This is a genomic window from Curtobacterium sp. MCBA15_008 (assembly GCF_001865065.1).
Taxonomy (GTDB): domain Bacteria; phylum Actinomycetota; class Actinomycetes; order Actinomycetales; family Microbacteriaceae; genus Curtobacterium.
Genome location: NZ_MJGN01000045.1, coordinates 329,740 through 349,943, shown reverse-complemented (window position 1 = coordinate 349,943; position 20,204 = coordinate 329,740). Strand labels below are relative to the sequence as shown.

Annotated in this window: 24 protein-coding genes; 4 read left to right on the top strand and 20 right to left on the bottom strand. The window is 72.4% G+C overall.

The window, feature by feature from the left end:
* Window positions 1–140: 140 nt before the first annotated feature.
* The 6 genes from BIU96_RS16170 to BIU96_RS16145 form a co-directional block, all read right to left on the bottom strand.
* Window positions 141–1,817: an MDR family MFS transporter gene (locus BIU96_RS16170; RefSeq protein WP_071293617.1), complete on the bottom strand. Its 1,677-nt coding sequence runs from the start codon at window positions 1,815–1,817 to the stop codon at window positions 141–143.
* Window positions 1,814–2,434 (bottom strand): TetR/AcrR family transcriptional regulator, encoded by a 621-nt coding sequence (locus BIU96_RS16165; protein ID WP_254786184.1) that lies wholly within the window; start codon window positions 2,432–2,434, stop codon window positions 1,814–1,816. Before BIU96_RS16165 ends, BIU96_RS16170 begins: the two co-directional genes overlap by 4 nt.
* A 47-nt stretch (window positions 2,435–2,481) precedes the next feature.
* Window positions 2,482–2,964: a GNAT family N-acetyltransferase gene (locus tag BIU96_RS16160; protein WP_254786182.1), complete on the bottom strand. Its 483-nt coding sequence runs from the start codon at window positions 2,962–2,964 to the stop codon at window positions 2,482–2,484.
* 26 nt (window positions 2,965–2,990) lie between these two features.
* Window positions 2,991–3,668 (bottom strand): HAD family hydrolase, encoded by a 678-nt coding sequence (locus BIU96_RS16155; protein WP_071293614.1) that lies wholly within the window; start codon window positions 3,666–3,668, stop codon window positions 2,991–2,993.
* 71 nt (window positions 3,669–3,739) lie between these two features.
* Window positions 3,740–4,381: an MBL fold metallo-hydrolase gene (locus tag BIU96_RS16150; protein ID WP_071293613.1), complete on the bottom strand. Its 642-nt coding sequence runs from the start codon at window positions 4,379–4,381 to the stop codon at window positions 3,740–3,742.
* Window positions 4,382–4,438: 57 nt separating this feature from the next.
* Window positions 4,439–4,864, bottom strand: a complete 426-nt coding sequence (locus tag BIU96_RS16145; RefSeq protein WP_071293612.1) for a MarR family winged helix-turn-helix transcriptional regulator — start codon at window positions 4,862–4,864, stop codon at window positions 4,439–4,441.
* 72 nt (window positions 4,865–4,936) lie between these two features.
* Here BIU96_RS16145 and BIU96_RS16140 point away from each other — a divergent pair, with 72 nt between their 5' ends.
* Window positions 4,937–5,698 carry a glycosyltransferase family 2 protein gene (locus tag BIU96_RS16140; RefSeq protein ID WP_071293611.1) on the top strand — a complete coding sequence of 254 codons (762 nt, stop codon included), beginning with the start codon at window positions 4,937–4,939 and terminating at the stop codon, window positions 5,696–5,698.
* Here the strand turns inward: BIU96_RS16140 and BIU96_RS16135 are convergent.
* Window positions 5,695–6,333, bottom strand: a complete 639-nt coding sequence (locus BIU96_RS16135) for a helix-turn-helix domain-containing protein (RefSeq protein WP_083403007.1) — start codon at window positions 6,331–6,333, stop codon at window positions 5,695–5,697. The two genes, BIU96_RS16140 and BIU96_RS16135, sit on opposite strands and share 4 nt — an antisense overlap.
* A 67-nt stretch (window positions 6,334–6,400) precedes the next feature.
* On the opposite strand from BIU96_RS16135, the gene BIU96_RS16130 reads away from it, so the two are divergent.
* Complete coding sequence (locus BIU96_RS16130; protein WP_071293610.1) at window positions 6,401–7,390, top strand: NAD(P)/FAD-dependent oxidoreductase; 990 nt, start codon at window positions 6,401–6,403, stop codon at window positions 7,388–7,390.
* Between the two features lie 60 nt (window positions 7,391–7,450).
* Here the strand turns inward: BIU96_RS16130 and BIU96_RS16125 are convergent, their stop codons facing one another.
* The 6 genes from BIU96_RS16125 to BIU96_RS16100 all read right to left on the bottom strand — a co-directional run bounded on the left by BIU96_RS16125 (window position 7,451) and on the right by BIU96_RS16100 (window position 12,330).
* The gene (locus tag BIU96_RS16125; protein WP_071293609.1) at window positions 7,451–8,116 is read right to left on the bottom strand and encodes a pentapeptide repeat-containing protein; all 666 of its coding nucleotides are present in this window, start codon (window positions 8,114–8,116) and stop codon (window positions 7,451–7,453) included.
* A 5-nt stretch (window positions 8,117–8,121) separates the two neighbouring features.
* Window positions 8,122–8,541 carry a DUF6314 family protein gene (locus BIU96_RS16120; RefSeq protein ID WP_071293608.1) on the bottom strand — a complete coding sequence of 140 codons (420 nt, stop codon included), beginning with the start codon at window positions 8,539–8,541 and terminating at the stop codon, window positions 8,122–8,124.
* A gap of 9 nt (window positions 8,542–8,550) precedes the next feature.
* On the bottom strand, window positions 8,551–8,901 hold the full coding sequence (locus BIU96_RS16115) for a hypothetical protein (RefSeq protein WP_071293607.1): 351 nt from the start codon (window positions 8,899–8,901) through the stop codon (window positions 8,551–8,553).
* A 134-nt stretch (window positions 8,902–9,035) separates the two neighbouring features.
* Window positions 9,036–10,094, bottom strand: a complete 1,059-nt coding sequence (locus BIU96_RS16110; protein ID WP_071293606.1) for an NAD-dependent epimerase/dehydratase family protein — start codon at window positions 10,092–10,094, stop codon at window positions 9,036–9,038.
* On the bottom strand, window positions 10,094–11,287 hold the full coding sequence (locus tag BIU96_RS16105; RefSeq protein ID WP_071293605.1) for a zinc-dependent alcohol dehydrogenase: 1,194 nt from the start codon (window positions 11,285–11,287) through the stop codon (window positions 10,094–10,096). The genes BIU96_RS16110 and BIU96_RS16105 overlap by 1 nt, the downstream gene beginning before the upstream one ends.
* 155 nt (window positions 11,288–11,442) lie before the next feature.
* Window positions 11,443–12,330, bottom strand: coding sequence for an aminoglycoside phosphotransferase family protein (locus BIU96_RS16100; RefSeq protein WP_071293604.1), 888 nt, complete (start codon window positions 12,328–12,330; stop codon window positions 11,443–11,445).
* Between the two features lie 22 nt (window positions 12,331–12,352).
* On the opposite strand from BIU96_RS16100, the gene BIU96_RS16095 reads away from it, so the two are divergent.
* Entirely contained in the window at window positions 12,353–12,730 is a 378-nt protein-coding gene (locus BIU96_RS16095; protein ID WP_071293603.1) for a hypothetical protein, read from the top strand.
* Window positions 12,731–12,868: 138 nt separating this feature from the next.
* On the opposite strand, the gene BIU96_RS16090 is transcribed toward BIU96_RS16095, so the two are convergent.
* From BIU96_RS16090 to BIU96_RS16070, 5 genes are all read right to left on the bottom strand, one after another.
* Window positions 12,869–13,504, bottom strand: a complete 636-nt coding sequence (locus tag BIU96_RS16090) for a DNA alkylation repair protein (RefSeq protein WP_071293602.1) — start codon at window positions 13,502–13,504, stop codon at window positions 12,869–12,871.
* The gene (locus BIU96_RS16085) at window positions 13,501–14,304 is read right to left on the bottom strand and encodes a sulfite exporter TauE/SafE family protein (RefSeq protein ID WP_071293601.1); all 804 of its coding nucleotides are present in this window, start codon (window positions 14,302–14,304) and stop codon (window positions 13,501–13,503) included. The genes BIU96_RS16090 and BIU96_RS16085 overlap by 4 nt, the downstream gene beginning before the upstream one ends.
* 86 nt (window positions 14,305–14,390) lie before the next feature.
* On the bottom strand, window positions 14,391–15,578 hold the full coding sequence (locus BIU96_RS20450; RefSeq protein ID WP_071293600.1) for a peptidoglycan DD-metalloendopeptidase family protein: 1,188 nt from the start codon (window positions 15,576–15,578) through the stop codon (window positions 14,391–14,393).
* A 176-nt stretch (window positions 15,579–15,754) separates the two neighbouring features.
* A complete protein-coding gene (locus BIU96_RS16075) occupies window positions 15,755–16,231 on the bottom strand; it encodes an SRPBCC domain-containing protein (protein ID WP_071293599.1) in 477 nt (158 codons plus the stop codon).
* On the bottom strand, window positions 16,228–16,605 hold the full coding sequence (locus BIU96_RS16070; protein ID WP_217642286.1) for a helix-turn-helix transcriptional regulator: 378 nt from the start codon (window positions 16,603–16,605) through the stop codon (window positions 16,228–16,230). Before BIU96_RS16070 ends, BIU96_RS16075 begins: the two co-directional genes overlap by 4 nt.
* A 72-nt stretch (window positions 16,606–16,677) precedes the next feature.
* On the opposite strand from BIU96_RS16070, the gene BIU96_RS16065 reads away from it, so the two are divergent.
* Entirely contained in the window at window positions 16,678–18,561 is a 1,884-nt protein-coding gene (locus tag BIU96_RS16065; RefSeq protein ID WP_071293598.1) for a gamma-glutamyltransferase family protein, read from the top strand.
* Here BIU96_RS16065 and BIU96_RS16060 read toward each other — a convergent pair.
* Both BIU96_RS16060 and BIU96_RS16055 read right to left on the bottom strand, forming a co-directional pair.
* Window positions 18,543–18,917 (bottom strand): hypothetical protein, encoded by a 375-nt coding sequence (locus BIU96_RS16060; protein ID WP_071293597.1) that lies wholly within the window; start codon window positions 18,915–18,917, stop codon window positions 18,543–18,545. The two genes, BIU96_RS16065 and BIU96_RS16060, sit on opposite strands and share 19 nt — an antisense overlap.
* A gap of 90 nt (window positions 18,918–19,007) precedes the next feature.
* Window positions 19,008–20,051: an NAD(P)-dependent alcohol dehydrogenase gene (locus tag BIU96_RS16055; RefSeq protein ID WP_071293596.1), complete on the bottom strand. Its 1,044-nt coding sequence runs from the start codon at window positions 20,049–20,051 to the stop codon at window positions 19,008–19,010.
* Between the last annotated feature and the right edge of the window lie 153 nt (window positions 20,052–20,204).

Genomic DNA, 20,204 nt, shown 5'->3' with positions numbered 1-20,204 from the left:
CAGCGACAGCTCACGTGCGCTGGAACGCGTGAGCTGTCGGTCAGCACGAAACGCCGGCCGTGGCAGTGAGCGCGACCGGACGACGGACAGGAGGCGCGGTGCCAGCTGGCACCGCGCCTCCAGGCCGTGAGTGGTTGCGTCTACCGGTCGGCGCGGTCTCCCGGCTCGGCAGCCGTCGCGGTCTCCGCGTGCCCCGCGCGCTGCGCGCGCTCGAGCTCGTCGGCCTCCGCACCGCCGACGGCCTCGCCGCGGGCGACCATGCCGGCCGTGTCGGACAGGGTGATCTGCGGCAGGAACAGGGCGAGCAGGAACGCCACCGCGATGAACGGCAGCAGGTACCAGAACACCGGCGCCAGGGAGTCGGCGTACGCGTTCACGATGCCGTTCTGCACCGCCTCGGGCAGCTTCGCCACCGTCGCGGGGTCGATGCTGCCCGCCGACGACGCCGCATCCGCCGACGAGCCGCCGGCACCCCGGAACACGTCGGTGAGCGACGTCGTGAGCCGCGCCGTGAAGAGCGCACCGAACACGGCGGTGCCGAGCGAGGCGCCGACCTCGCGGAAGTAGTTGTTCGTCGACGTGGCGGTACCCACCTGCGACGCCGGCACGGCGTTCTGCGCGACGAGGACGACCACCTGCATGATCAGCCCGAGGCCCGCGCCGAAGATGAACAGGTACGCGCAGATCAACCAGATCGGGGTGTCCGCCGCGAGCTGGGTCATCGCGAGCATCGCGATCGCGACCAGGACGGTGCCGATGATGGGGAACATCCGGTAGCGCCCGGTCTTCGTGATCAGGTTGCCGGACGCGATCGAGGTCCCGATGAGACCGACCATCATCGGCAGCATGAGCAGGCCGGACACGGCGGCCGAGGTGCCGGAGGCCATCTGCAGGAACGTCGGGACGAAGCCGATCGCCGCGAACATGCCGATGCCGAGCACGAGCCCGATACCGGTCGCCAGCAGGAACGTCCGGTTCCGGAAGAACGACAGCGGGAGCACCGGGTCCTGCGCGCGCGACTCGACGAGGACGAGCAGTGCGGCCGAGACGACGAGGCCGGCGAACCAGGCCCAGGTCTCGAGGGCGTCCCAGCCGTGGTCCTTGCTGCCGCCGAACTCCGAGAAGAAGACGAGGCACGTGGTGGCGGCGGACATGAAGAGCACGCCGAGCACGTCGATGCGCTTCGTCGCCTTCTTGTTCGGCAGGGTCAGCGCGAACCACGCCACGAAGAACGCCGCGATGCCGACCGGGATGTTGATGTAGAAGGCCCAGTTCCAGGTGAGGTGGTCGACGAAGAAGCCGCCGAGCAGCGGGCCGCCGATCGCCGACAGGCCGAAGATCGCACCGAGCGGGCCGAGGTACTTGCCGCGCTGCGAGGCCGGCACGATGTCGGCGATGATCGCCTGCGACAGGATCATCAGGCCACCGCCGCCCAGGCCCTGCATGGCGCGGAACACCACGAGCTGCGTGAAGTCGCCGGCGAAGGCGCACCCGGCCGACGCGATGGTGAACAGCGCGATGGCGATGAGGAACAGGTTGCGACGGCCGAGCACGTCGCCGAACTTGCCGTAGACGGGCATCACGATCGTGGAGGCGAGCAGGTACCCGGTCGTCAGCCACGCCTGGTGCGCGACACCGCCGAGCTCGCCGACGATGGTGGGCATCGCCGTGGAGACGATGGTCTGGTCGAGGCTGGAGAGCAGCATCCCCGCGATGAGCGCGGAGAAGATGATCCAGATCCGGCGCTGCGTGAGGAGCAGCGGTCCGTCGGAGCCTGGGCGGGCACGCTTGGTCGTGCCCGGCGCGGTGGCGCTCATGTGGTGTGTTCCCGTTCGGTCGTGGTGACCGCCCTGAGCAGGCGGAGGTTCTCGGTGAGCAGGGCGTCGAACGTCGGCCCCGTCGCTTCGTCGAACGCGTCGTCGAAGTACGTCTCGGCCGTCACCCGGAGCAGCCCGGCGGCGGCCTCGGTGACGAGCCGCGCCCGGCGGTCCGCCGGGTCACTCCACGCGAAGCGGAGTCGGACGGCCTCGGTGATCCGGGCGAGCTGCACGTCGGTGGCCGACATGAACCGGGCGACGAGCGCCGGCTCCCGTTCGAACACGCCGCGGACGAGGACCTCGTCCGCGCGGTCGACGCCGACACGGTGCAGCTGGTCGATGGCCAGCGCCACGATCGAGCCGAGCGGGTCGAGGTCACCGGGGACGATGCCGCCCGCCGCGTACGAGTCGATCGCCTCGACGTCGGCGTGCAGCTCGATGCCGAGGACGGCGTCCTCCTTCGACGCGAAGTGGTTGAAGAAGGTGCGCCGGGACACCCCGACGGTCTCGCAGAGCTGCTCGATCGTGAAACCGTGCAGCCCGTGCTCGACCGTCGAACGGCGCGCCTCGACGATCATGCGTCGGCGCAGCGCTCGGGTGCGTTCGGTCGTGCTCACCGAGCAAGAATTGCACTTTCAAGCTGAAAGTGCAAATAGTCCTGGGGCTACAGGGCCTTCTCGAAGCAGAACGACCACGGCAGCGTCGCGATGTACGGCTCGTAGACCGGGATCGGGTTCCAGCCGGTCTTCTCGTAGAGCGCGACGGCGTCCGGCTGGCGGTCGCCCGTCTGCAGGATCAGGCGATCGGCCCCGAGTTCGCGGCCGATCTGCTCGCACTCGTCGAGCAGCGCCGTGGCCGCACCCTTGCCCCGTGCCGACGCCAGCACGATGAGGCGCTTCAGCTCGGTCTCGTCACCGAGTCGTCGGATCGCGATGTGCCCGATGGCCTCGCCGTCCTCGTCGACCGCGAGCACGGAGGACACGACCGTCGCCGGGTCGACGCTCAGCGCGCGGTTCCGTTCGGCCGTCACGGCGGGGTCCTCGTCGACGGTGGCCGAGGCGTACCGCTCGTGCATCTCCTCGTCCATCCGGGCGCGGAGCGCCACGGCACGGGGGTCCTCCCACGGGACGCGTTCGATCGTGATCACGATCGACGATCCTGTCACGGATGCCGTCAGAGCGCGGCGAGGGGCCCCTTGCCGGCCCGGAACGCGGCGAGCACGGCCGCGGCGTCGTCGTACACCTCGGCAGCGCCGGCACCGCGGAGCTCGTCCCCGCCGATGCCACCGGTCATCACCGCGACGCACGTCACGCCGACCCGTCCCGCGGACTCGACGTCCCACATCGCGTCGCCCACCATCACGGCGGCGTCGGCGGCCACCCCGGCCTTGTCGAGAGCGACCCGGATGATGCAGGGGTCGGGCTTCGCCTGCTCGACGTCCTCGGAGCTCGTCACCGCGGTGAGCCACCCCTCGGCGTCGAGCAGCTCGCGGAGCCGCGCGAGCTCGTTCTCCGGCGCACTCGTCGCGAGCACCACCGCGTGCCCGGCCTCGGCGACCGCACGGAGCAGGTCGCGCGCGCCGGGGAGCAGCCGGAGTCGGGGCATCTGCTCGGCGTAGTACGCGGTGTGGAACTGCTTCGCGGTGTCGCGGGTCTCGTCGGAGGCGTCCGGCAGGAGTTCCTCGAGCAGCTTCGCCGAGTCCATGCCGATGGCGCGGTGGATTCGCCATGCGTCGACGGACTCACCGGCGGCGAGGAACGCCCGCCACCACGCGTCGATGTGCGCGTAGTTGGAGTCGGCGAGGGTGCCGTCGATGTCGAAGAGGACTGCGGTCGTGGGCGCGGCGGACATCACCCCATGCTGGCCCGGGAGGCACGGGTCGCCTCCCAGGCGCACGGCGCGACCGCGGTGGGCCGCCTCCGTCAGACGGTGGTCGACTCCCCGGCCGCCAGGATCTGCACCGGCACCGGCCCCAGACCGTCGGACCCGAGGAAGCGCGCGGTCGACTGCTGGCCGACCTCGCTCAGCATCGCCTCGTGGATCTGGACGGCACGTTCCGGTGCGACGGCCCGGACGTAGTCGACGGCGGCCGCGGTGTTCGTCCACGGGCCGCTCGTCGGCAGCAGCAGGGTCTGCACGGGGACACCGGGCTCGAGGTACGCGTCACCCGGGTGGAACACGGCACCGTTCACGAGGTACCCGACGTTCGCGACCGTGGGGACGTCGCGGTGGATGACCGCGTGCTCCTCGCCGAACACCTGCACCGAGAACGGGCCGACCTCGAAGGAGTCGCCCGCACGGACGGCGGCGACGCGACCGTCGTGGGCGCCGAGCTGCTCGACGATCGCCTCGGGCCCGCGCACCAGCAGGGCGTCGTTCGCGGCGAGCGCCGAGCGGACGGCCTCGATGTCGAGGTGGTCGAAGTGCTCGTGGGTGACGAGTACGGCGGCGGCGGCGCGGGCGAGGTCGGCGGCCTCGGGCGTGAAGGTGCCCGGGTCGATCACGAGGGTGGTGTCGTCCTGTTCGAGGACGACGGTGGCGTGGTTGTACTTCGTCAGCTCCATGCCGGCAACACTACAACTGTGTTGTAGTTCTGTCGCGGGGAGCAGGTGAGGAAGCGTTCAGTCGGCTCGGCGCGCGACGCGTTCGAACAACTCCGGCAGCCGGGCCAGCAGCGCCCGTTCCTCGTCGTCGAGCTCCTCGCGGATGCCGGTCGCGAGCCAGTCGGTGCGGGCGTCCATGTCCTTCTGGAGCGCCTGCTGCCCGGCCGGGGAGATCCGGATCACCGACACCCGACGGTCGCGCTCCGAGACGGTCCGCTCGACGTACCCGAGGTCCGCGAGTTCGCCGACCGTGCGCGACTGCCCCTGGTGCTTCACTCCGCGGCGCCGGGCGAGGTCGGCGATCGTCATCGGGCCTTCGCGTCGCAGGAACCCCAGGGTGGTGGTGTGGGTCGCCGGGAGCGCGTCCGTCTCGCGTCGTGCGGCGCGGACCACGCGACCGATGGACTGCCGCAGCTCCGCGGCGAGCTCCTCGATCGGGTCCATGGCCGCCAACGCTACCGCCTGCCGGTTCCCCGCCCGCACGTCCGTCCAGCGCGCTTCCGGTTGGATCGGGGGATGTCCACCGTCTCCGTGGTCGTCCCGGTGCTGGACGACGCCGAGCACCTCCGCCGGTGCCTCGACGCCCTCGCGAACCAGTCGGTGCGCCCCGACGAGGTGGTCGTCGTGGACAACGGCAGCCGCGACGACAGCGCTGCCGTCGCTCGTGCGGCCGGCGCGACGGTCCTCACCGAACCCGTGCGCGGCATCGCCCGGGCCTCGGCGCGCGGCTACGACCACGCGACCGGGGACGTGATCGTCCGGCTCGACGCCGACTCGGTCCCGCCGCCGGGGTGGATCGCCGACGCACTCCGGCTCCTCGCCGACCCGGAGGTGGTCGCGGTCACCGGCCCCGGACGTCCGCGCGACGGCGGGCCGGTGGTCCGACGGGTGTGGGACGCGGTCTACATGCGCCCGTACTTCGTCCTGATGTGGGCCGCGCTCGGGCGACCGCCGCTGTTCGGGTCGGCGATGGCGGTGCGCCGCGAGACGTGGCTCGTGATCCGCGCACGCGTGCACCGCGGCGACGCCGAGGTGCACGACGACGTCGACCTGAGCATGCAGCTCGATCCGGGATGGCGGGTGCTGGCCGACCGTGCGCTCACGGTGCAGGTGTCTGCGCGACCGTTGTCGGGCCTCCCGTCCGCCCTGCTGCGGACGCGACGCGCGTTCCACACGTTCCACGTGAACGGACGGCGGGCGAACCCGGTGCGGCGGTGGGCACGGCGCTCCCGTGTGGGGGCACGCCGGCGGGCTGCGGCGCGCTGGACCGAGCGCTAGCGTTCGCGCTCCGCGACGACCGGCCGCGACCGCACGTGCGCCCGCTCCCCCTGCGGCCCGTACAGGCACAGCACCTCGGTCACCTCGTCGGTGACGTTCCCGATCCAGTGCGGGGTGTGGGTGTCGAACTCGACCACCTCGCCCGGCCCGAGGTCGAGGTCGTGCTCGCCGAGCAGCAGCCGCAGCCGCCCGGAGAGGACGTAGAGCCACTCGTAGCCCTCGTGCGTCTGCAGCGACGGTTCGCCGCCGGGCGAGTTCGGCGGGAACAGCTGCTTGAACGAGCGCACCCCGCCGGTCCGCCGCGTGAGCGGGATCACCACGCGGCCGCCGTGCGACTCCGGCCTGAGGTGGACGCGGGGGTCACCCGTCGCGGGTGCTCCGACGAGGTCGTCGAGCGGCACCTGGTACGCCCGGGCCAGCGGGAGCAGGAGCTCGAGGGTCGGCTTCCGCTGCCCCGACTCGAGCCGTGACAGCGTCGACACCGAGATGCCGGTCTCCGTCGCGAGGGCCGCGAGCGTGACGTCCCGCCGCGCCCGGAGCGCGCGGAGTCGCGGGCCGACCGCGTCGACCACCTGCGCCGTCGTGCGTGGGGTGATCCGTTCCTCCCGGCCGTGGTCGTGCGCTCTGCTGCCCATGATGGTCATGTTGCCAGACCGGCAATCTTCTTTGCCAGCACGACCACTGATTCCGCAGGATGCGTGCATGCGTGATCACTACGACGTCATCGTCATCGGCGGAGCAGCCGCCGGTCTGTCTGCAGCCCTCATCCTCGGTCGTTCGCGACGGTCGGTCCTCGTCGTCGACGCGGGCGAGCCCCGCAACGCGCCCGCCGAGGGCGTGCACAACTACCTGGGTCGCGAAGGCGCAGCACCGTCCGAGCTGGCCCGCATCGGTCGCGACGAGGTGGCCGCCTACGGCGTCGAGGTGACGGCCGGGAGGATCGTGGCCGCGTCCGCCACGGGCGGCGACGGCGTCGACCCGGTCGGCTTCTCGGTCACCACCGACTCCGGCGCGGTCGTCACCGCGCGCAGGTTGGTCGTCGCCTCCGGCGCCGTGGACGTCCTGCCCGAGGTCCCGGGGCTCGCGGAGCAGTGGGGTCGCGGGGTCGTGCACTGCCCGTTCTGCCACGGGTGGGAGGTGCGCGACCGGCGCATCGGCGTCCTGGTGACGACGCCGTTCGGGGCGCACCACGCGCTCATGTTCCGGGCGCTGAGCGACGACGTGACGGCGTTCGTCACCGACCCGGCGCTCGTCGACGACACCGCCCGTGCCGGTTTCGCGGCTCGTGGCATCGGCGTGGTGGACGCACCCGTGGCTCGGGTCCTGTCGTCCGAGGGCGTGCTGACCGGCGTGGAGCTGGCGACCGGCGAGGTCGTCGGGCTCGATGCCCTCGCGGCCGCGAGCACCGCCGAGGCGCGTGTCGACTTCCTGGCCGGCCTCGGCCTCGTCGCCACGGACCAGCTGGTGGGCGACTTCCGGGTCGGGGGTGCGCTGACCGTGGACGCTGCCGGGCAGACGAACGTGCGCGGGGTGTACGCGGCGGGCAACGTGGCGTCCCCGATGGCGACGGTGATCGCGTCGGCCGCTGCCGGCACGCAGGCGGGCGCTGCCGTGCACGGCGACCTGGTGCAGGCCGACCTGGCGGCGGCGCTGGCCGGCGTCGCCGCTGTTTCGGGCACTGTTTCGGGCTGATCGACAGTTCGCGGGGCCGGTCGAGCGTGCAGTGTCGGTGAGCGCGAAACTCGGCTTGGGTCAGTCGACGCGGTAGCCGGCCTGCGCAGCCAGGAGCGGGGCCAGCGTGTAGAGCTGGTCGGAGCCGATCGTCGCCCCGCGGAACCCCTCGAGCCGCTCCACGCGGTCGAGGTCGGCGGCGCGCAGGTCCACGTGGTCGATCCGCGTGTTCGACCCCTCGGCCGCGCGGATCCGACTGCCGTCGAACGACACCCGCAGCAGTCGGGCGTCGGCGATGTCGAGTTCGTCGATGACGCAGTCACGGAACACGACGTCGGTGAGCGTCGAGCCGCGCAGGTTCACGAACCCGAGCTTCATGCCGACGAACTCGACCCCGTTCAGCCCGGCGTCGTAGAGCTCGGCCGAGCCCACACGACCGCCGGCGATCCGGACCTCGCGCCACGAGCTGCTGGAGGCCTTGAACACCGGGGCATCGAGCGTCTCGACCACGGAGTCCCGCACCCGGAGCCCGCGGAGGTCGGCACCGTCGACCCGCAGCGTGCCGATGATGCTCTCCTCGATCTCGAGGTCCGGCAGTCGCTCTCCCGCGAGGTCGAACGTCTCGATCCGCTTGCCTTCGATGCGGTCGCCGGTCAGGACGTCGCCGGGAGCGGGCGTCCAGTCTTCGAGGTCAGCGGGTTCGGTCAGGGTGATGCGCGGAGCGTCGGTACCGGAGGAGCGGGCCATGCCCCTCAGTCTGCCGCGTGGGACCGACGTCGCAGGTCGCTGACGAGCACGTAGTCCTTCGCGGGGCCGTGGGCCTCCCACCGGACGGTCCAGTGCCCGGCGTCGCCGTCGAGCACACCCGCGTAGTGGTCCGGCGTGCACGGGTGGTCGACCCGCTCGCCCCACGCCCAGTCGTGGAAGACCCGGCCGTCGGCGAAGTGCACCGTCCAGCGGTCGTCCGGAGCGCGGCGCACGAAGAGCGTCCGTGACACCGGGGTCGCGCGGCCGCCGAAGTGCATGGTGCCCGCTTCGTCCCAGCGGACCTCGTCCGGGCCGGTGCTCGTCAGGGTCGTCGTGCCCGTGACGGTCCCGCGCTGGCCGGCGAGTCGGTCGTCCACCGTCCGTCGGAGCTCCCACTCCCCCAGCAGGTCCGTCGGCAGCAGCACCGCCCCAGGCTACGCGCGCAGGGCCTCGGCTCGTGCGGCGCGGTGCTCGTCGTCGGTGATGACACCACGCCGGTGCAGGTCGTCGAGCTCGGCGAGCCGCTGTTCGAGCGACTTGTCCGCCGCGAGGGTGCGGCTCTGCATCGCCTGGTACGCGATGTCCTCCTGCACGGTGAGCGGGTTCTGCCCACGGTCGGCCATCCGCTTCGCCCGGTAGATCGTGAGGACGATCGTCGACACGATGCCGAGACCGATCACGACCGCGACGACTCCGAACAACGCGCCGAACGCATCGCCCCCGCCGAAACCGTCGGACATGCCCGGGTCGTCGAAGTCGCCGAACGCCATCCCGCTGAACGCCATGACGCGACAGTAGCGCGCGACCGATCTCTCCCATCACCCCCGCAATGGGAGGCGGATCCGCGCATCGGGTGCCGGAACTTCCTGCTCCCTACGAGCGATTCCGCCTCCCACGCGCGCCCCACCCCGCGCGCGCCTCAGCCGCGCAGCGGACCCGACGCGGGGACGTTCGCGCCGTCGGCGAACCCCGCCACGAGGTCGCGCAGCGCCTCGTCGGCCGTGTGCCTCGGCACCCACCCGAGCTCGGCCCGAGCCCGGTCGGTCCGCATGATCGGCACGCCCGCGGCGATGTCCACCCACCCGGCGTCCGTCGGTTGCAGGCGCAGCCGCCAGGTCAGCGTGACGATCCCGCGGATGAGTCGGAGCGGCACCCGGACCGCGCCGAGCATCCCGAACGCCCGCGCCATCCGCGGCGGGTTGAGGACCGGCGACGCGGCGATGTTGAACGCACCACCGGCACGTCGGTCGATCGCTCGCCAGTAGGCGTCGGCGACGTCGTCGGCGTGCACGGCCTGGAACACGAACGGCAAGGGCAGCGGCAGGACGGCCCACCGGATCCAGCGGACGATCGACATCGGCACGAACGGCCCGAGGAAGATGCCGCGGATCTCCGCCGCGGCCCCGCGCTGGAAGATCAGCCCGGGGCGGAGCCGCGTGACGACGACGGACGGGTGCTCGGACTCGAACGCGTCCATCGCCGCCTCGTTCGCGGCCTTGTGGATCGAGTAGGTGGCGGTGGGGATGCCGGTCGCCGGCCAGGTCTCGTCGACGGGGGTGCGCTTGCCGTCGACGTCGACGCCCCGGTACGTGCCGACCGACGACGCGACGACGACCTGGGGCACGCCGGCGCGGGCGACGGCCGCCAGGACGTTCGCTGTCCCCGTGACGTTGGTGCGGTGCTGCGCGGGGATGTCGTGCGTCGGCTGCAGCGCCCAGGCGAGGTGCACGACGGCGTCGGCGCCGGCGAACACCGTGGCGAGTTCGTCCACGGCCGACCGGCTCCCGACGTCGACGGCGTGCCACGTGGCGACGTCGTACGGCGCGACCCGGGCGTCGGGGAGCCGCCGGGCGACCCCGACGACCTCAAGGCCGCTCTCGTCGCCGGCGCGTCCGTCCCCGCTGAGGCGGGCCTCGGCGAGCCGCCGGAGCACCGCCGTCCCGACGTTGCCGGTCGCACCGACGACGACGATCCGCATCAGGCGGCGGCCAGTGCGGGGTCGAGCACGACCTTCACGCAGCCGTCCTCCTTCTTCTGGAACACCTCGTACATGTGCGGGGCCTCCTCGAGGGACACCCGGTGCGTCGTGAGGTCGAGCGTGCCGAGCGGGTCCGACGGGTCCTGCACCAGCGGCATGATGTCGTCGATCCAGCGCTTCACGTTGCACTGCCCCTCGCGGATGGTGATCTGCTTGTCGAACAGCGTCATCATCGGCATCGGGTCGGCCATCCCGCCGTAGACACCGCTGAGGGACACGGTGCCACCACGGCGCACGAGGTCGATCGCGGCGTGCACCGCGGCGAGACGGTCGACACCGGCGGTCTCGATCGCCTTCTGCGCGAGCTTGTCGGGCAGCAGTCCGGCGGCACGCTGCGCGAAGCCCGCCATCGGGTTGCCGTGCGCCTCCATGCCGACGGCGTCGACGATCCCGTCGGGGCCGCGGCCGTCGGTCAGGTCGACGAGCTCGGGCACCAGGTCCTTGGTCAGGTCGAACACCTCGGCGCCGTGCTTCGCCCCCAGGTCGCGGCGGACCTGCTCGGGGTCGACGGCGAGCACGCGGTAACCGAGGTGCTTGCCGATGCGGGCGGCGAACTGGCCGACCGGGCCGAGTCCGAGCACGGCGAGCGTGCCGCCATCGGGCACGTTCGCGTACTGCACGGCCTGCCACGCGGTCGGCAGGATGTCGCTGAGGAACAGCCAGCGGTCGTCGGGCGTGCCGTCGTCGGGCACCACGATGGGGCCGTAGTCGGCGTGCGGCACACGGAGGTACTCGGCCTGGCCGCCGGGGACCTGGCCGTACATCTTCGTGTAGCCGAACAGCGACGCCCCGGTACCGTACTCCGTCACCTGGGTCGTCTCGCACTGCGACTGCAGGCCGTGCTGGCACATCCAGCAGTGGCCGCAGGAGATGTTGAACGGGATGACGACGCGGTCGCCGACCTTCAGGTTCGTGACGCCGGATCCGACCTCTTCCACGATGCCCATCGGCTCGTGGCCGAGGACGTCGCCGCGGTCGATGTACGGGCCGAGCACGCGGTACAGGTGCAGGTCGGACCCGCAGATCGCCGTGGAGGTTATCCGCACGATCGCGTCGGTCGGCTCCTGGATGGTCGGGTCGGGGACGGTCTCGACGGACACCTTCTCGGTGCCCTGGTAGGTCAGTGCGCGCACGTTGCGTTCCTCTCGTGGTCGCTTCGAGCCGGCCTGGAGGCACGACTCACGTCACCCTCGTCGGTACGCCCCCGCCCCGTGGTGCGTTCCCAGCCGCGGGTCCCCGCGCGGTCCGTGGCGGCGGTGATCCGCGCCTCCAGGCCCGCCGCGACCGCTCACGCGACCGGGTCAGCGAGGACGGACGCGAGCACCCGCTCGTGGTCCGCGCGATCGCCGGGGCCGGCGCTGCCGGCCAGCATGATGAGCGACTTCCAGAGCGCCCAGCCCCGCGCTCGTGCCCAGGTGTCGGCGTCGAGCTCGACCGCCTCGTGGAACGCGCCTCGGGCGTCGCCCGCGAGGAACGTCCACGCGAGCACCAGGTCGCACGCCGGGTCACCGACGCCGCACGTGCCGAAGTCGATGAGCGCACGGAGCCGGCCGTCCTCGTCGACGAGCAGGTTGCCCGGCGCGACGTCGCCGTGGAACCAGACCGCCGGCCGGTCCCACGCCGTCGCGGTGGCTGCGTCCCAGATCCGCTCGCAGACCGCACGGTCGACGCTGCCACCGAGCGCGTCGAGTGCCGCGACGACCTCGGCGGCGTACACCGACGGGTGCGCTCCGCGCTGGAACGAGTGCGCACCCGCTGCCGGTCCCCCGGCGGCCGGGACGCCCCGGAGCTGCCGGAGGACGGCGCTGACCTCGGCGGCGAAGCGCTCGGTGTCGAGTCCTGCCGCGCGCTCGGCGACGGTTCCGTCGAGCCACCGTCGGACCGACCAGGGGAACGGGTAGCCCTCGCCCGGTTCCCCGAGCCCGACCGGCTCCGGCACCGCGACGTCGAGCCGGCCCGCGAGGTACGGCAGCACGTCCTGTTCCTTCTCGACCGCGGGCACGTACCCGTCGGCGCTCGGCAGTCGGACGGCCAGCTCGTCACCGAGGCGGAAGGTGCGGTTGTCCCAGCCCTGGTGGTCGACCTCGCGCACCGGCAGGGGCGCCCACTCCGGGAACTGCGACGCGACGAGCCGGCGGACCAGCGCGTCGTCGATGGAGGGCACCTCGGTGTGCATGGGCCCAGGTTAGGCTCCGCGCATGGCCACCGTCTCCGAGCTCCTCTCCGCGAACCTCCACGACGTCTTCGGCAACACCGACGCCGCTTCCCGCCGCGCTGCGATCGAGCGCACCTACTCGTCCGACGTGTCGTTCACCGACCCCGAGGGCACCGTCGTCGGGTGGGACGCCCTCGAGCAGAAGGCCGCCGGGCTCCTCGGGTCGGTGCCGGCCGGCTTCCAGTTCGTCGAGGAGGGCCGCCGCTACGTGTCGGACTCGCACGGTGCGCTCGCGTGGGGGTTCGGCCCGGTCGGGTCGCCCGCCGTGCGGGGCATCGACGTGATCGAGGTCCGCGACGGCGTCGTCGTCGCGCTGACGACGGTGCTGGCGGAGCCGGACGAGGCCGAGCGCGCGGTCTAGTTGCGCGCGGTCCTCGGCTCGCACTGCTCGGCTCGCGTGGCGCTCGGCTCGCGGCTCGCGTGACTTCTCGCGCTGAGCGACAGATCACGCGCGTGCGAGCGCGTGATCTGTCGCTGCGCGCGTGACGTCGGTGCCGCGTCAGTCGCGCAGCCGGTCCCGTTCGGCCGTGGGCAGGTGCTCGGTCGCCGTGCGCAGCGCAGCGGGGGTCAGCAAGCGACCGCTGCGCTCGAGGAACGCGATGAGCGCGGGCTCCGACGCGCGTTTTCCGGTCTCGCGCAGCACCCACCCGAGCGCGGACTGCACCGTCTCGCTGCGCTCCCGCACGAGTCGACCGGCGATGGCGAGCGGCACCTCGGCGTCGCCCTGCTTCACGAACGCCAGCGTCGCCACCACCGCGATCCGCCGCACCATCGCCACGTCGGACTTCACGAGCGCGAACAGCGGGCCCGTCGAACCGCCCACGAGCGGTGCGCCCACGAGTTCCTCGGCAGCCAGGTCGACCAGGGCCGTGTCCTCGAACCGTTCGGCCTTCGCCACGGACACGTACTCGTCGGTCAGCTCCGGGTCCGGACGCTCCCGCATCGCCTGGACGAGCAGCAGCACCGCGACGAGTCGCGCACCCGGGTCCTCGCTCCAGAGCAGCGCCGAGCGCTCCCCGTCGTCGAGACCGGCGAACTGCCGGGCGACCCGGCGGGCCGCGGGCACGTCGCCGGAGGTCCGGGCGAAGGCCATGAGCACCGCTTCGGCGTCGCCCTGTCCGCTGCGGGGTGTCACGCGACCTCCCCGGCGGTCGCCTCGTTCCGTGGGGCAGCCCGGCGACCGCGCACCAGGACGATGACCGCAACGACGACGAGGAAGCCGGCGAAGAGCCACGTCGCCACCTGCGGGTCGAGCACGCGCGCGATCACGGCCCCGCCCGGGGAGCAGATCGCCGCGGTGATGCCGACCGTGAGCCCGACGCGCAGGTCCACCGCACGTCGACGGAGGTTCGCGACCGTGCCGGACACCGACGTCGGCACCATCGTGAGGAGTGACGTGCCCTTCGCGAGCAGGTCACCCGCGCCGAGGACGACCTCGAGCCCGGGCACGATGACGACCCCGCCGCCGACGCCCACGAGCCCGGACAGCACGCCCGAGAGCAGCCCGAGCAGCAGGAGCACGATCGCCTCGACGACGCCGAAGTGCACGTCCCCGCCACGGGTCGGGACGGTGGTGACGAGCGAGACGAGCACGACGGCGATGAACCCGACGAAGATCCACGGCAGGACCCGGAGCGGCAGAGCACGCAGCAACCGAGCGCCGATCGGGGCGCCGATGACGCTGCCCACGGCCAGCACCAGGGCTGCGAGCCAGTGCACCTCGCCCTGCACGGCGTAGGTGATCGCCCCGACGACTGCAGCGGGGGCGATCGCCACGAGCGACGTCGCCGATGCCCGGCGCTGGTCGAGGTGGAGGAACGCCATCAGCGCGGGGACCACGATCACGCCGCCGCCGACCCCGAACAGGCCGGAGAGCACGCCGGCGACGATCCCGATCGCCACCAGCACGAGGACCTGTCCGCGACGCTTCTCCATCGCCACCAGGCTAGCCGCCGTGCCCGCCGCGCCTCACGAGCAGGAGTCGTCCGCCGGTGCCCCCGCCGCGAAGTCGTCGGGCAAGGTCACCGGAAGTGCAGCACCTTGAGCGGGTCGACCAGCGTGCCGCCCTGCCGGACCTCGACGTGCACGTGCGGGCCCGTCGACTGCCCGGTGTTGCCGGACCGCGCGATCTCGTTGCCCTTCCCCACGATCTGCCCCTTCTTGACCTCGATCTTGCTGAGGTGCGCCGTGAGCACGGTGGTCATGCCGTAGGTCACGATGACGTAGTTGCCGTACGAGGGGTTGTTCGCGACGGCGCTCGTGACGGTCCCGGTGCCCGAGGCGTACACGGGCGTGCCGGTGCCCACCGCGGAGTCGGTGCCCTGGTGGTAGCGCGGGACGTGCCCGGCGCCGCGGTCGTCGCCGTACTTGCCGGAGATCCGGGTGCTGGCGACGGGCCAGAGCAGACCGGTGACCGCGCGGGTGGACCAGACGCGGGTGTCCTTCTTGCCGTAGAGCACGACGTTGCCGTCGACCTGCACGAGGAGCTGGCCGGGGCCGCCCGGGGTGCCGGTGGCCCAGAGCGCCTTGCGCGCCGCGCTGTAGATGACGAAGTTGCCGTCCGGCTGCACCGAGGCGTACGCGTTCTTGTTGCCGCCCGTCTTCGAGGCCCAGATCTGCTTGCCGTCCACGGTCTGCACGAGCACGCCGTCCGCGCGCATGGTCAGCGTGCGCGAGTTGGTGCGGTCGGACCGCAGGACCGTGCCGGGCAGGATGACGTTCCCGGCAGCGACGCTGTCCTGGTAGGTGGGGAACTCGACGACGCTGTGGTTGGCGGTGTTGATCATCCGCATGGTGCCGTCGGGACGGACGCCGAAGTTGCGGCCGACCTGACCGGCACCGCCCCAGAGTGCGACCCGCACGTTGTTGTAGACGATCGCGAGCGTGCCGTTCGCACGGACCTGGGCGAACGCGCCGGGCTTGCCCGAGGTGTTCGAGGACCAGAGGACCTTGCGGCCGATGCCGTACTCGACGAGGTTGCCGTCGCCCTGCATGACGAGCTGGAACTGTCCGTTGTTCGACGTGACCGAGTCACCGGGCCAGAGCGTCGCCCCGGCTGGGACGGTGCCCGTGTAGACGATCGGAGCGGCGGTGGCCGGAGCGGCGGTGCCCACGAGCCCCGCAGCGACGGCGGCGAGTGCGACGACTGCCGCGACGAGCCGAGCGCGGACTGGGCGAGGGCGTGCCGTGGACGACGAGGTGCTGCGCATGATTCCCCTGAGCTGGGATCGCAGGGAAGGCGATCCGGGTGGCGGTCACGCCCCTGCGCGACCGTACGGCGACACGCCCGATACGCGCCGCCGAACGATGGTCACCTTTTCAGGGAAGTGACACAACCCCCTTGACACAGCGGGGTGAACCCCAGTTCCGGGGGCAAGCCGGCGTGTCACGGCATCTGGAAGAACTCCTTCGGTGCGCCGAGCAGCGCCTCGAGCTTGTGGAACGACTGCGTCCAACCGGCGATGTTCATGTCGCGCATCACCTCGGGGAAGGGGCCCTGGGTCAGCGTCACGACGGTGCCGTCGCCGTCCTCGGCGAACTCGAGGGTGAGGGACAGCGGCGTGCCGTCCTCGATCCCGGGGATCCCGTTCGCCACCTGGGTGCCGACGATGACCCGGTTCTCCTCGATCTCCTGCAGGGTCGACGTCACGGGCGACGCCCACTCGGGGTTGTCGTTGCTCACCATGGTGAGGTTCCAGGCGCCGCCGACGCGGGCGTCGACCTCGACCGTGGCCGCCGGGACGTGGAAGCCGAGCGGCCCGAACCAGAGCGCGAGCAGGGCGGGGTCGACGAAGGCGCGGTACACGTCCGCGACGGGGTACGCGAACCGGTGCGTGGCGTGGGCGGTGAACTGGTCGGTCATGACTGCTCCTGGTGGTCGTGGTGATGCGTGGCGGGGGTGGGGTCGTGTCGGGTGGCGAGCACTGCCTCCAGGCTGTCGAACCGGCGGTCCCAGTCGGGCCGGAGCCCGCCGAGCCAGACGCCGAGTTCGGCGACGGCCTCCGGCCGGAGCCGGCACGTGCGCCAGGTGCCGTGCCGTTCGCGCGTGATGAGCCCGGCGCGCTCGAGGATCCCGAGGTGCCGCGAGATCGCGGGACCGCTGACGTCGAACGGTGCGGACAGGTCGGTGACGGTCGCCTCGCCCTTCCCCAGTCGTTCGACGATGCGACGGCGGATCGGATCGGCGAGGGCCGACAGGACGGCGTCGATGTCGTCGGGCTCCACGGCGGCCTCCACTGATGAACCGTTCGGTTAATTAACCGATGCGTTCAGTATCGAGCGGTTCGACGGAGCGCGCAAGATGGGACCATGCCGACGCCGAACCCCGCCTTCGTCCCGCCCGCTCCCCACACCACCCGCCCCGACCTCCGGGGGACCTTCGGGATGGCCGCCTCGACGCACTGGATCGCCACGGCCATCGCACAGTCCGTGCTCGAACGGGGCGGGAACGCGTTCGACGCCGCGGTCGCGGGAGCGTTCGTCCTGCACGTCGTCGAACCGCACCTGAACGGCCCCGGCGGCGACCTGACCGCCGTGTTCGCGACGGCGGACGACCCGACGCCGGTCGTCCTCGTCGGGCAGGGGCCGGCACCGGCAGGCGCGACCCCGGAGCACTACCGTTCCGAGGGACTCGACCTCGTGCCCGGCTCCGGCGCCCTCGCCGCCACCGTCCCCGGTGCGGTCGACGCATGGCTCCTGCTGCTCCGCGACCACGGCACGTGGGAGCTCGCGGACGTGCTCGCCCCGGCGATCGGGTACGCACGCGACGGCCACCCGGTCGCACCCGCCGTGGTCCGCACGATCACCGCCGTCGCCGACCTGTTCCGCGACCACTGGCCCACCTCCGCCGCGCAGTGGCTGCCTGGAGGCGCGGTGCCGGTCCCGGGGGACATCGTCCGGAACGAGGCGCTCGCCTCGGTCCTCGACCGCCTGGTCGCCGCCGGCGACGGCGCCGGCAGCCGGACCGGACGGATCGACGCCGCACGGAGTGAGTGGGCCGACGGGCTCGTCGCCCAGGCGGTCGAGCGCTTCGTGCAGCAACCGCACCGGCACTCGTCGGGCACCGACCACGCCGGGGTGATCCGGGCGACGGACCTCGGTGCGTTCCGGGCGACGTACGAGCCCGCGACGACCGCCGAGTTCCGCGGCTGCACGATCGCGAAGACCGGAGCCTGGGGGCAGGGCCCGGCGCTCCTGCAGACCCTGCGCCTGCTCGAGCCGCTCGACGACGCGCTGCTCGACCCCTCCACCGAGGTCGGCGCGCACACGATCGTCGAGGCGCAGAAACTCGCCCTCGCCGACCGCGAGGCGTTCTACGGTGACGGCGACGTCCCCCTCGACGTCCTGCTCTCCGACGCCTACTCCGACGAGCGCCGTGCGCTGATCGGTGACGACGCGTCCGCGGAACTCCGCCCCGGCACCGTCGGCGGCGTCGCGCACGCCATGCCCCCGGTCCGCACGCAGGCCGAGGCCGAAGCCGCCGGTGCGGTCGGTGGCCAGGGCGTCGGGGAGCCGACCGTCCAGGTCGCCCGCCGCTCGGAGGTGCCGCCCGCCGCGCCGGTCGAGGACCGCGGCGAACCGTTCGTCGCGCCGAACGGTGAGACCCGTGGCGACACGGTCCACATCGACGTCGTCGACCGCTGGGGCAACATCGTCAGCGCGACGCCGTCCGGCGGCTGGCTGCAGTCCTCGCCGACGATCCCGGAGCTCGGGTTCTGCCTCGGCACCCGCCTGCAGATGACCTGGCTCGAGGAGGGCACCGCGTCGACGCTCCGCCCCGGAGAGCGGCCCCGCACGACCCTGACCCCGACGCTCGTGCTCCGCGACGGAGTCCCCGTCGCGGCACTGGGTTCGCCCGGCGGCGACCAGCAGGACCAGTGGCAGCTGCTCTTCCTGCTGCGCTGGATCGTCGGCGGGTACTCGCCCCAGCAGGCGATCGATGCGCCGGCGCTGCACACGACCTCGTTCCCCGGCTCGTTCTGGCCCCGCACGTGGGAGCCGGCGGGACTCGTGGTCGAGGACCGGCTCGGTGACGACGTCATCGCCGGACTCGAGGCCCGGGGCCACGTCGTCACCCGCGCCGGCGACTGGTCACTCGGCCGGTTGTCGTGCGTGACGCGGGACCCGACGACCGGCGTGGTCGGTGCCGCGGCGAACTCCCGCGGCGCGCAGGGCTACGCCGTGGGGCGCTGACGCCGGAGCCGCGCCGTGCGGACCAGCCGGAGCACGTTGACGACGGGGTAGGCCAGGGCGAGCCCGGCCAGGACGAGCAGCGCGAGCGCTCCGACCCAGGCACCGCTCGCGGGGTCGACGTTCGCGCTCTGCCACAGCGGGATCGACCGCACGACGGCGTTGACCCCGACGGCGGCGAGCACGAGTGACGCCACGACGCGCCAGACGAGTCCGAGCCGCGTCGCGGGTCGGCCGTCCGAGGCGCCCGCGCCGTGCTCCGGTGCGTCGTACGGCAGCCCCATCGTGGCGGCGCCGCCCTCGCTGTCGGCGGTCCTGGGACGGGCGACGGCCTCGGTGTGGTCAGCGTTCCCGGTCATGGTCCCCTCCTGCCCGGCGCATATGTTGCCCCGTGGACTCACGATAGCCCCGAGGCCCCCGAGCGGGAGGGAACCGTTACCGAACCGATCTCAGAGGGTCGGGACGACGACCGCGCGGCCCGAGAGCTCACCGGCCTCGAGCTTCCGGTACGCCTCGAGCGCGTCGGACAGCGGGTACCGCTCGACGTCGGGGACGATCTGCCCGGCGCGGTACATCGCGACGACCTCGTGCAGGTCCTCGATGGTGCCCCAGTACGTGTTCGTGATGGTCGACTCGTAGGGCGTGGAGAAGAAGTTCCACTCCGTGGTCCCACCGGCGATGCCGACCACCGTGCAGCGCCCGCCGACGGCCATCGACGCCTGGGCCGCCTTGATGGTGGGCGTGGCGCCGACGAAGTCGAACGCCGCGTCCACGCCGCGACCTCCGGTGATCTCGCGGATCGCCGCCACCTGGTCGGGGCCGCCGGGCACGGTGACCGCGCCGCGTTCGGCGGCGCGGTCCATCGCGTCCTGCTTCACGTCCGTCGCGATGACCGTCGCGCCGGTGAGCGCCGTGAGGATCTGGACGGCGATCTGGCCGAGGCCGCCGAGCCCGACGACGAGCGCGAAGCGCCCGCCCCCGGCCAGGTTCGGCAGGGCGTTCTTGATCGCGTGGTACGGCGTGAGAGCCGCGTCGCCGAGGGGTGCGGCCGCCACGGGGTCGGCGTCGCCGAGCGGCACGAGGTTTCGGGCGGGGACGCTCACGTACTCCGCCATGCCGCCGTCACGGCCGAGCCCGATGCCCGCGTACGGGTTCGTCGCGGCGTTCTCGCAGTAGGTGTCCTGCCCCTTGGAGCAGTACGAGCAGTGGCCGCAGCCGACGGGCCCGTAGACCAGGTACGCGTCGCCCTCCGTGAACCCGGTGACGCCGTCGCCGACCGCCTCGACCCAGCCGGAGTTCTCGTGCCCGAGCACGAAGGACGGGGCCTGCGCGCCCGGCTGTCCCTGCTGGAACTCGCGGTACACGGCGACGTCGGAGTGGCAGGCACCGGCGCCGGCGACCTTGAGGAGCACCTCCCCCGGCCCTGGTGTGGGCTTCGGGACCTCCGTCAGGGACGGGAACGTCTGGTACTGCTCGAACACGACGGCACGCATGTGTCTCTCCTTTGATTCCGACTCACGCTACACCTGTTGCGCTCAACAACACCTGTCGCCTGCCTCGCTCGATCCTTCCCACAACGCCCGCGATGGAAAGCGGAATCGGGCACACCTGGTCGGAACATTCGACCCGGTACGCCCGAATCCACC

Bases quoted from the DNA above. Each gene is read 5' to 3' on its own strand.
- BIU96_RS16170 (WP_071293617.1), bottom strand. From the start codon at position 1,817: ATGAGCGCCACCGCGCCGGGCACGACCAAGCGTGCCCGCCCAGGCTCC.
- BIU96_RS16155 (WP_071293614.1), bottom strand. From the start codon at position 3,668: ATGTCCGCCGCGCCCACGACCGCAGTCCTCTTCGACATCGACGGCACC.
- BIU96_RS16150 (WP_071293613.1), bottom strand. From the start codon at position 4,381: ATGGAGCTGACGAAGTACAACCACGCCACCGTCGTCCTCGAACAGGAC.
- BIU96_RS16145 (WP_071293612.1), bottom strand. From the start codon at position 4,864: ATGGACCCGATCGAGGAGCTCGCCGCGGAGCTGCGGCAGTCCATCGGT.
- BIU96_RS16140 (WP_071293611.1), top strand. From the start codon at position 4,937: ATGTCCACCGTCTCCGTGGTCGTCCCGGTGCTGGACGACGCCGAGCAC.
- BIU96_RS16135 (WP_083403007.1), bottom strand. From the start codon at position 6,333: ATGGGCAGCAGAGCGCACGACCACGGCCGGGAGGAACGGATCACCCCA.
- BIU96_RS16130 (WP_071293610.1), top strand. From the start codon at position 6,401: ATGCGTGATCACTACGACGTCATCGTCATCGGCGGAGCAGCCGCCGGT.
- BIU96_RS16125 (WP_071293609.1), bottom strand. From the start codon at position 8,116: ATGGCCCGCTCCTCCGGTACCGACGCTCCGCGCATCACCCTGACCGAA.
- BIU96_RS16115 (WP_071293607.1), bottom strand. From the start codon at position 8,901: ATGGCGTTCAGCGGGATGGCGTTCGGCGACTTCGACGACCCGGGCATG.
- BIU96_RS16110 (WP_071293606.1), bottom strand. From the start codon at position 10,094: ATGCGGATCGTCGTCGTCGGTGCGACCGGCAACGTCGGGACGGCGGTG.
- BIU96_RS16100 (WP_071293604.1), bottom strand. From the start codon at position 12,330: ATGCACACCGAGGTGCCCTCCATCGACGACGCGCTGGTCCGCCGGCTC.
- BIU96_RS16095 (WP_071293603.1), top strand. From the start codon at position 12,353: ATGGCCACCGTCTCCGAGCTCCTCTCCGCGAACCTCCACGACGTCTTC.
- BIU96_RS16085 (WP_071293601.1), bottom strand. From the start codon at position 14,304: ATGGAGAAGCGTCGCGGACAGGTCCTCGTGCTGGTGGCGATCGGGATC.
- BIU96_RS20450 (WP_071293600.1), bottom strand. From the start codon at position 15,578: ATGCGCAGCACCTCGTCGTCCACGGCACGCCCTCGCCCAGTCCGCGCT.
- BIU96_RS16075 (WP_071293599.1), bottom strand. From the start codon at position 16,231: ATGACCGACCAGTTCACCGCCCACGCCACGCACCGGTTCGCGTACCCC.
- BIU96_RS16065 (WP_071293598.1), top strand. From the start codon at position 16,678: ATGCCGACGCCGAACCCCGCCTTCGTCCCGCCCGCTCCCCACACCACC.
- BIU96_RS16060 (WP_071293597.1), bottom strand. From the start codon at position 18,917: ATGACCGGGAACGCTGACCACACCGAGGCCGTCGCCCGTCCCAGGACC.
- BIU96_RS16055 (WP_071293596.1), bottom strand. From the start codon at position 20,051: ATGCGTGCCGTCGTGTTCGAGCAGTACCAGACGTTCCCGTCCCTGACG.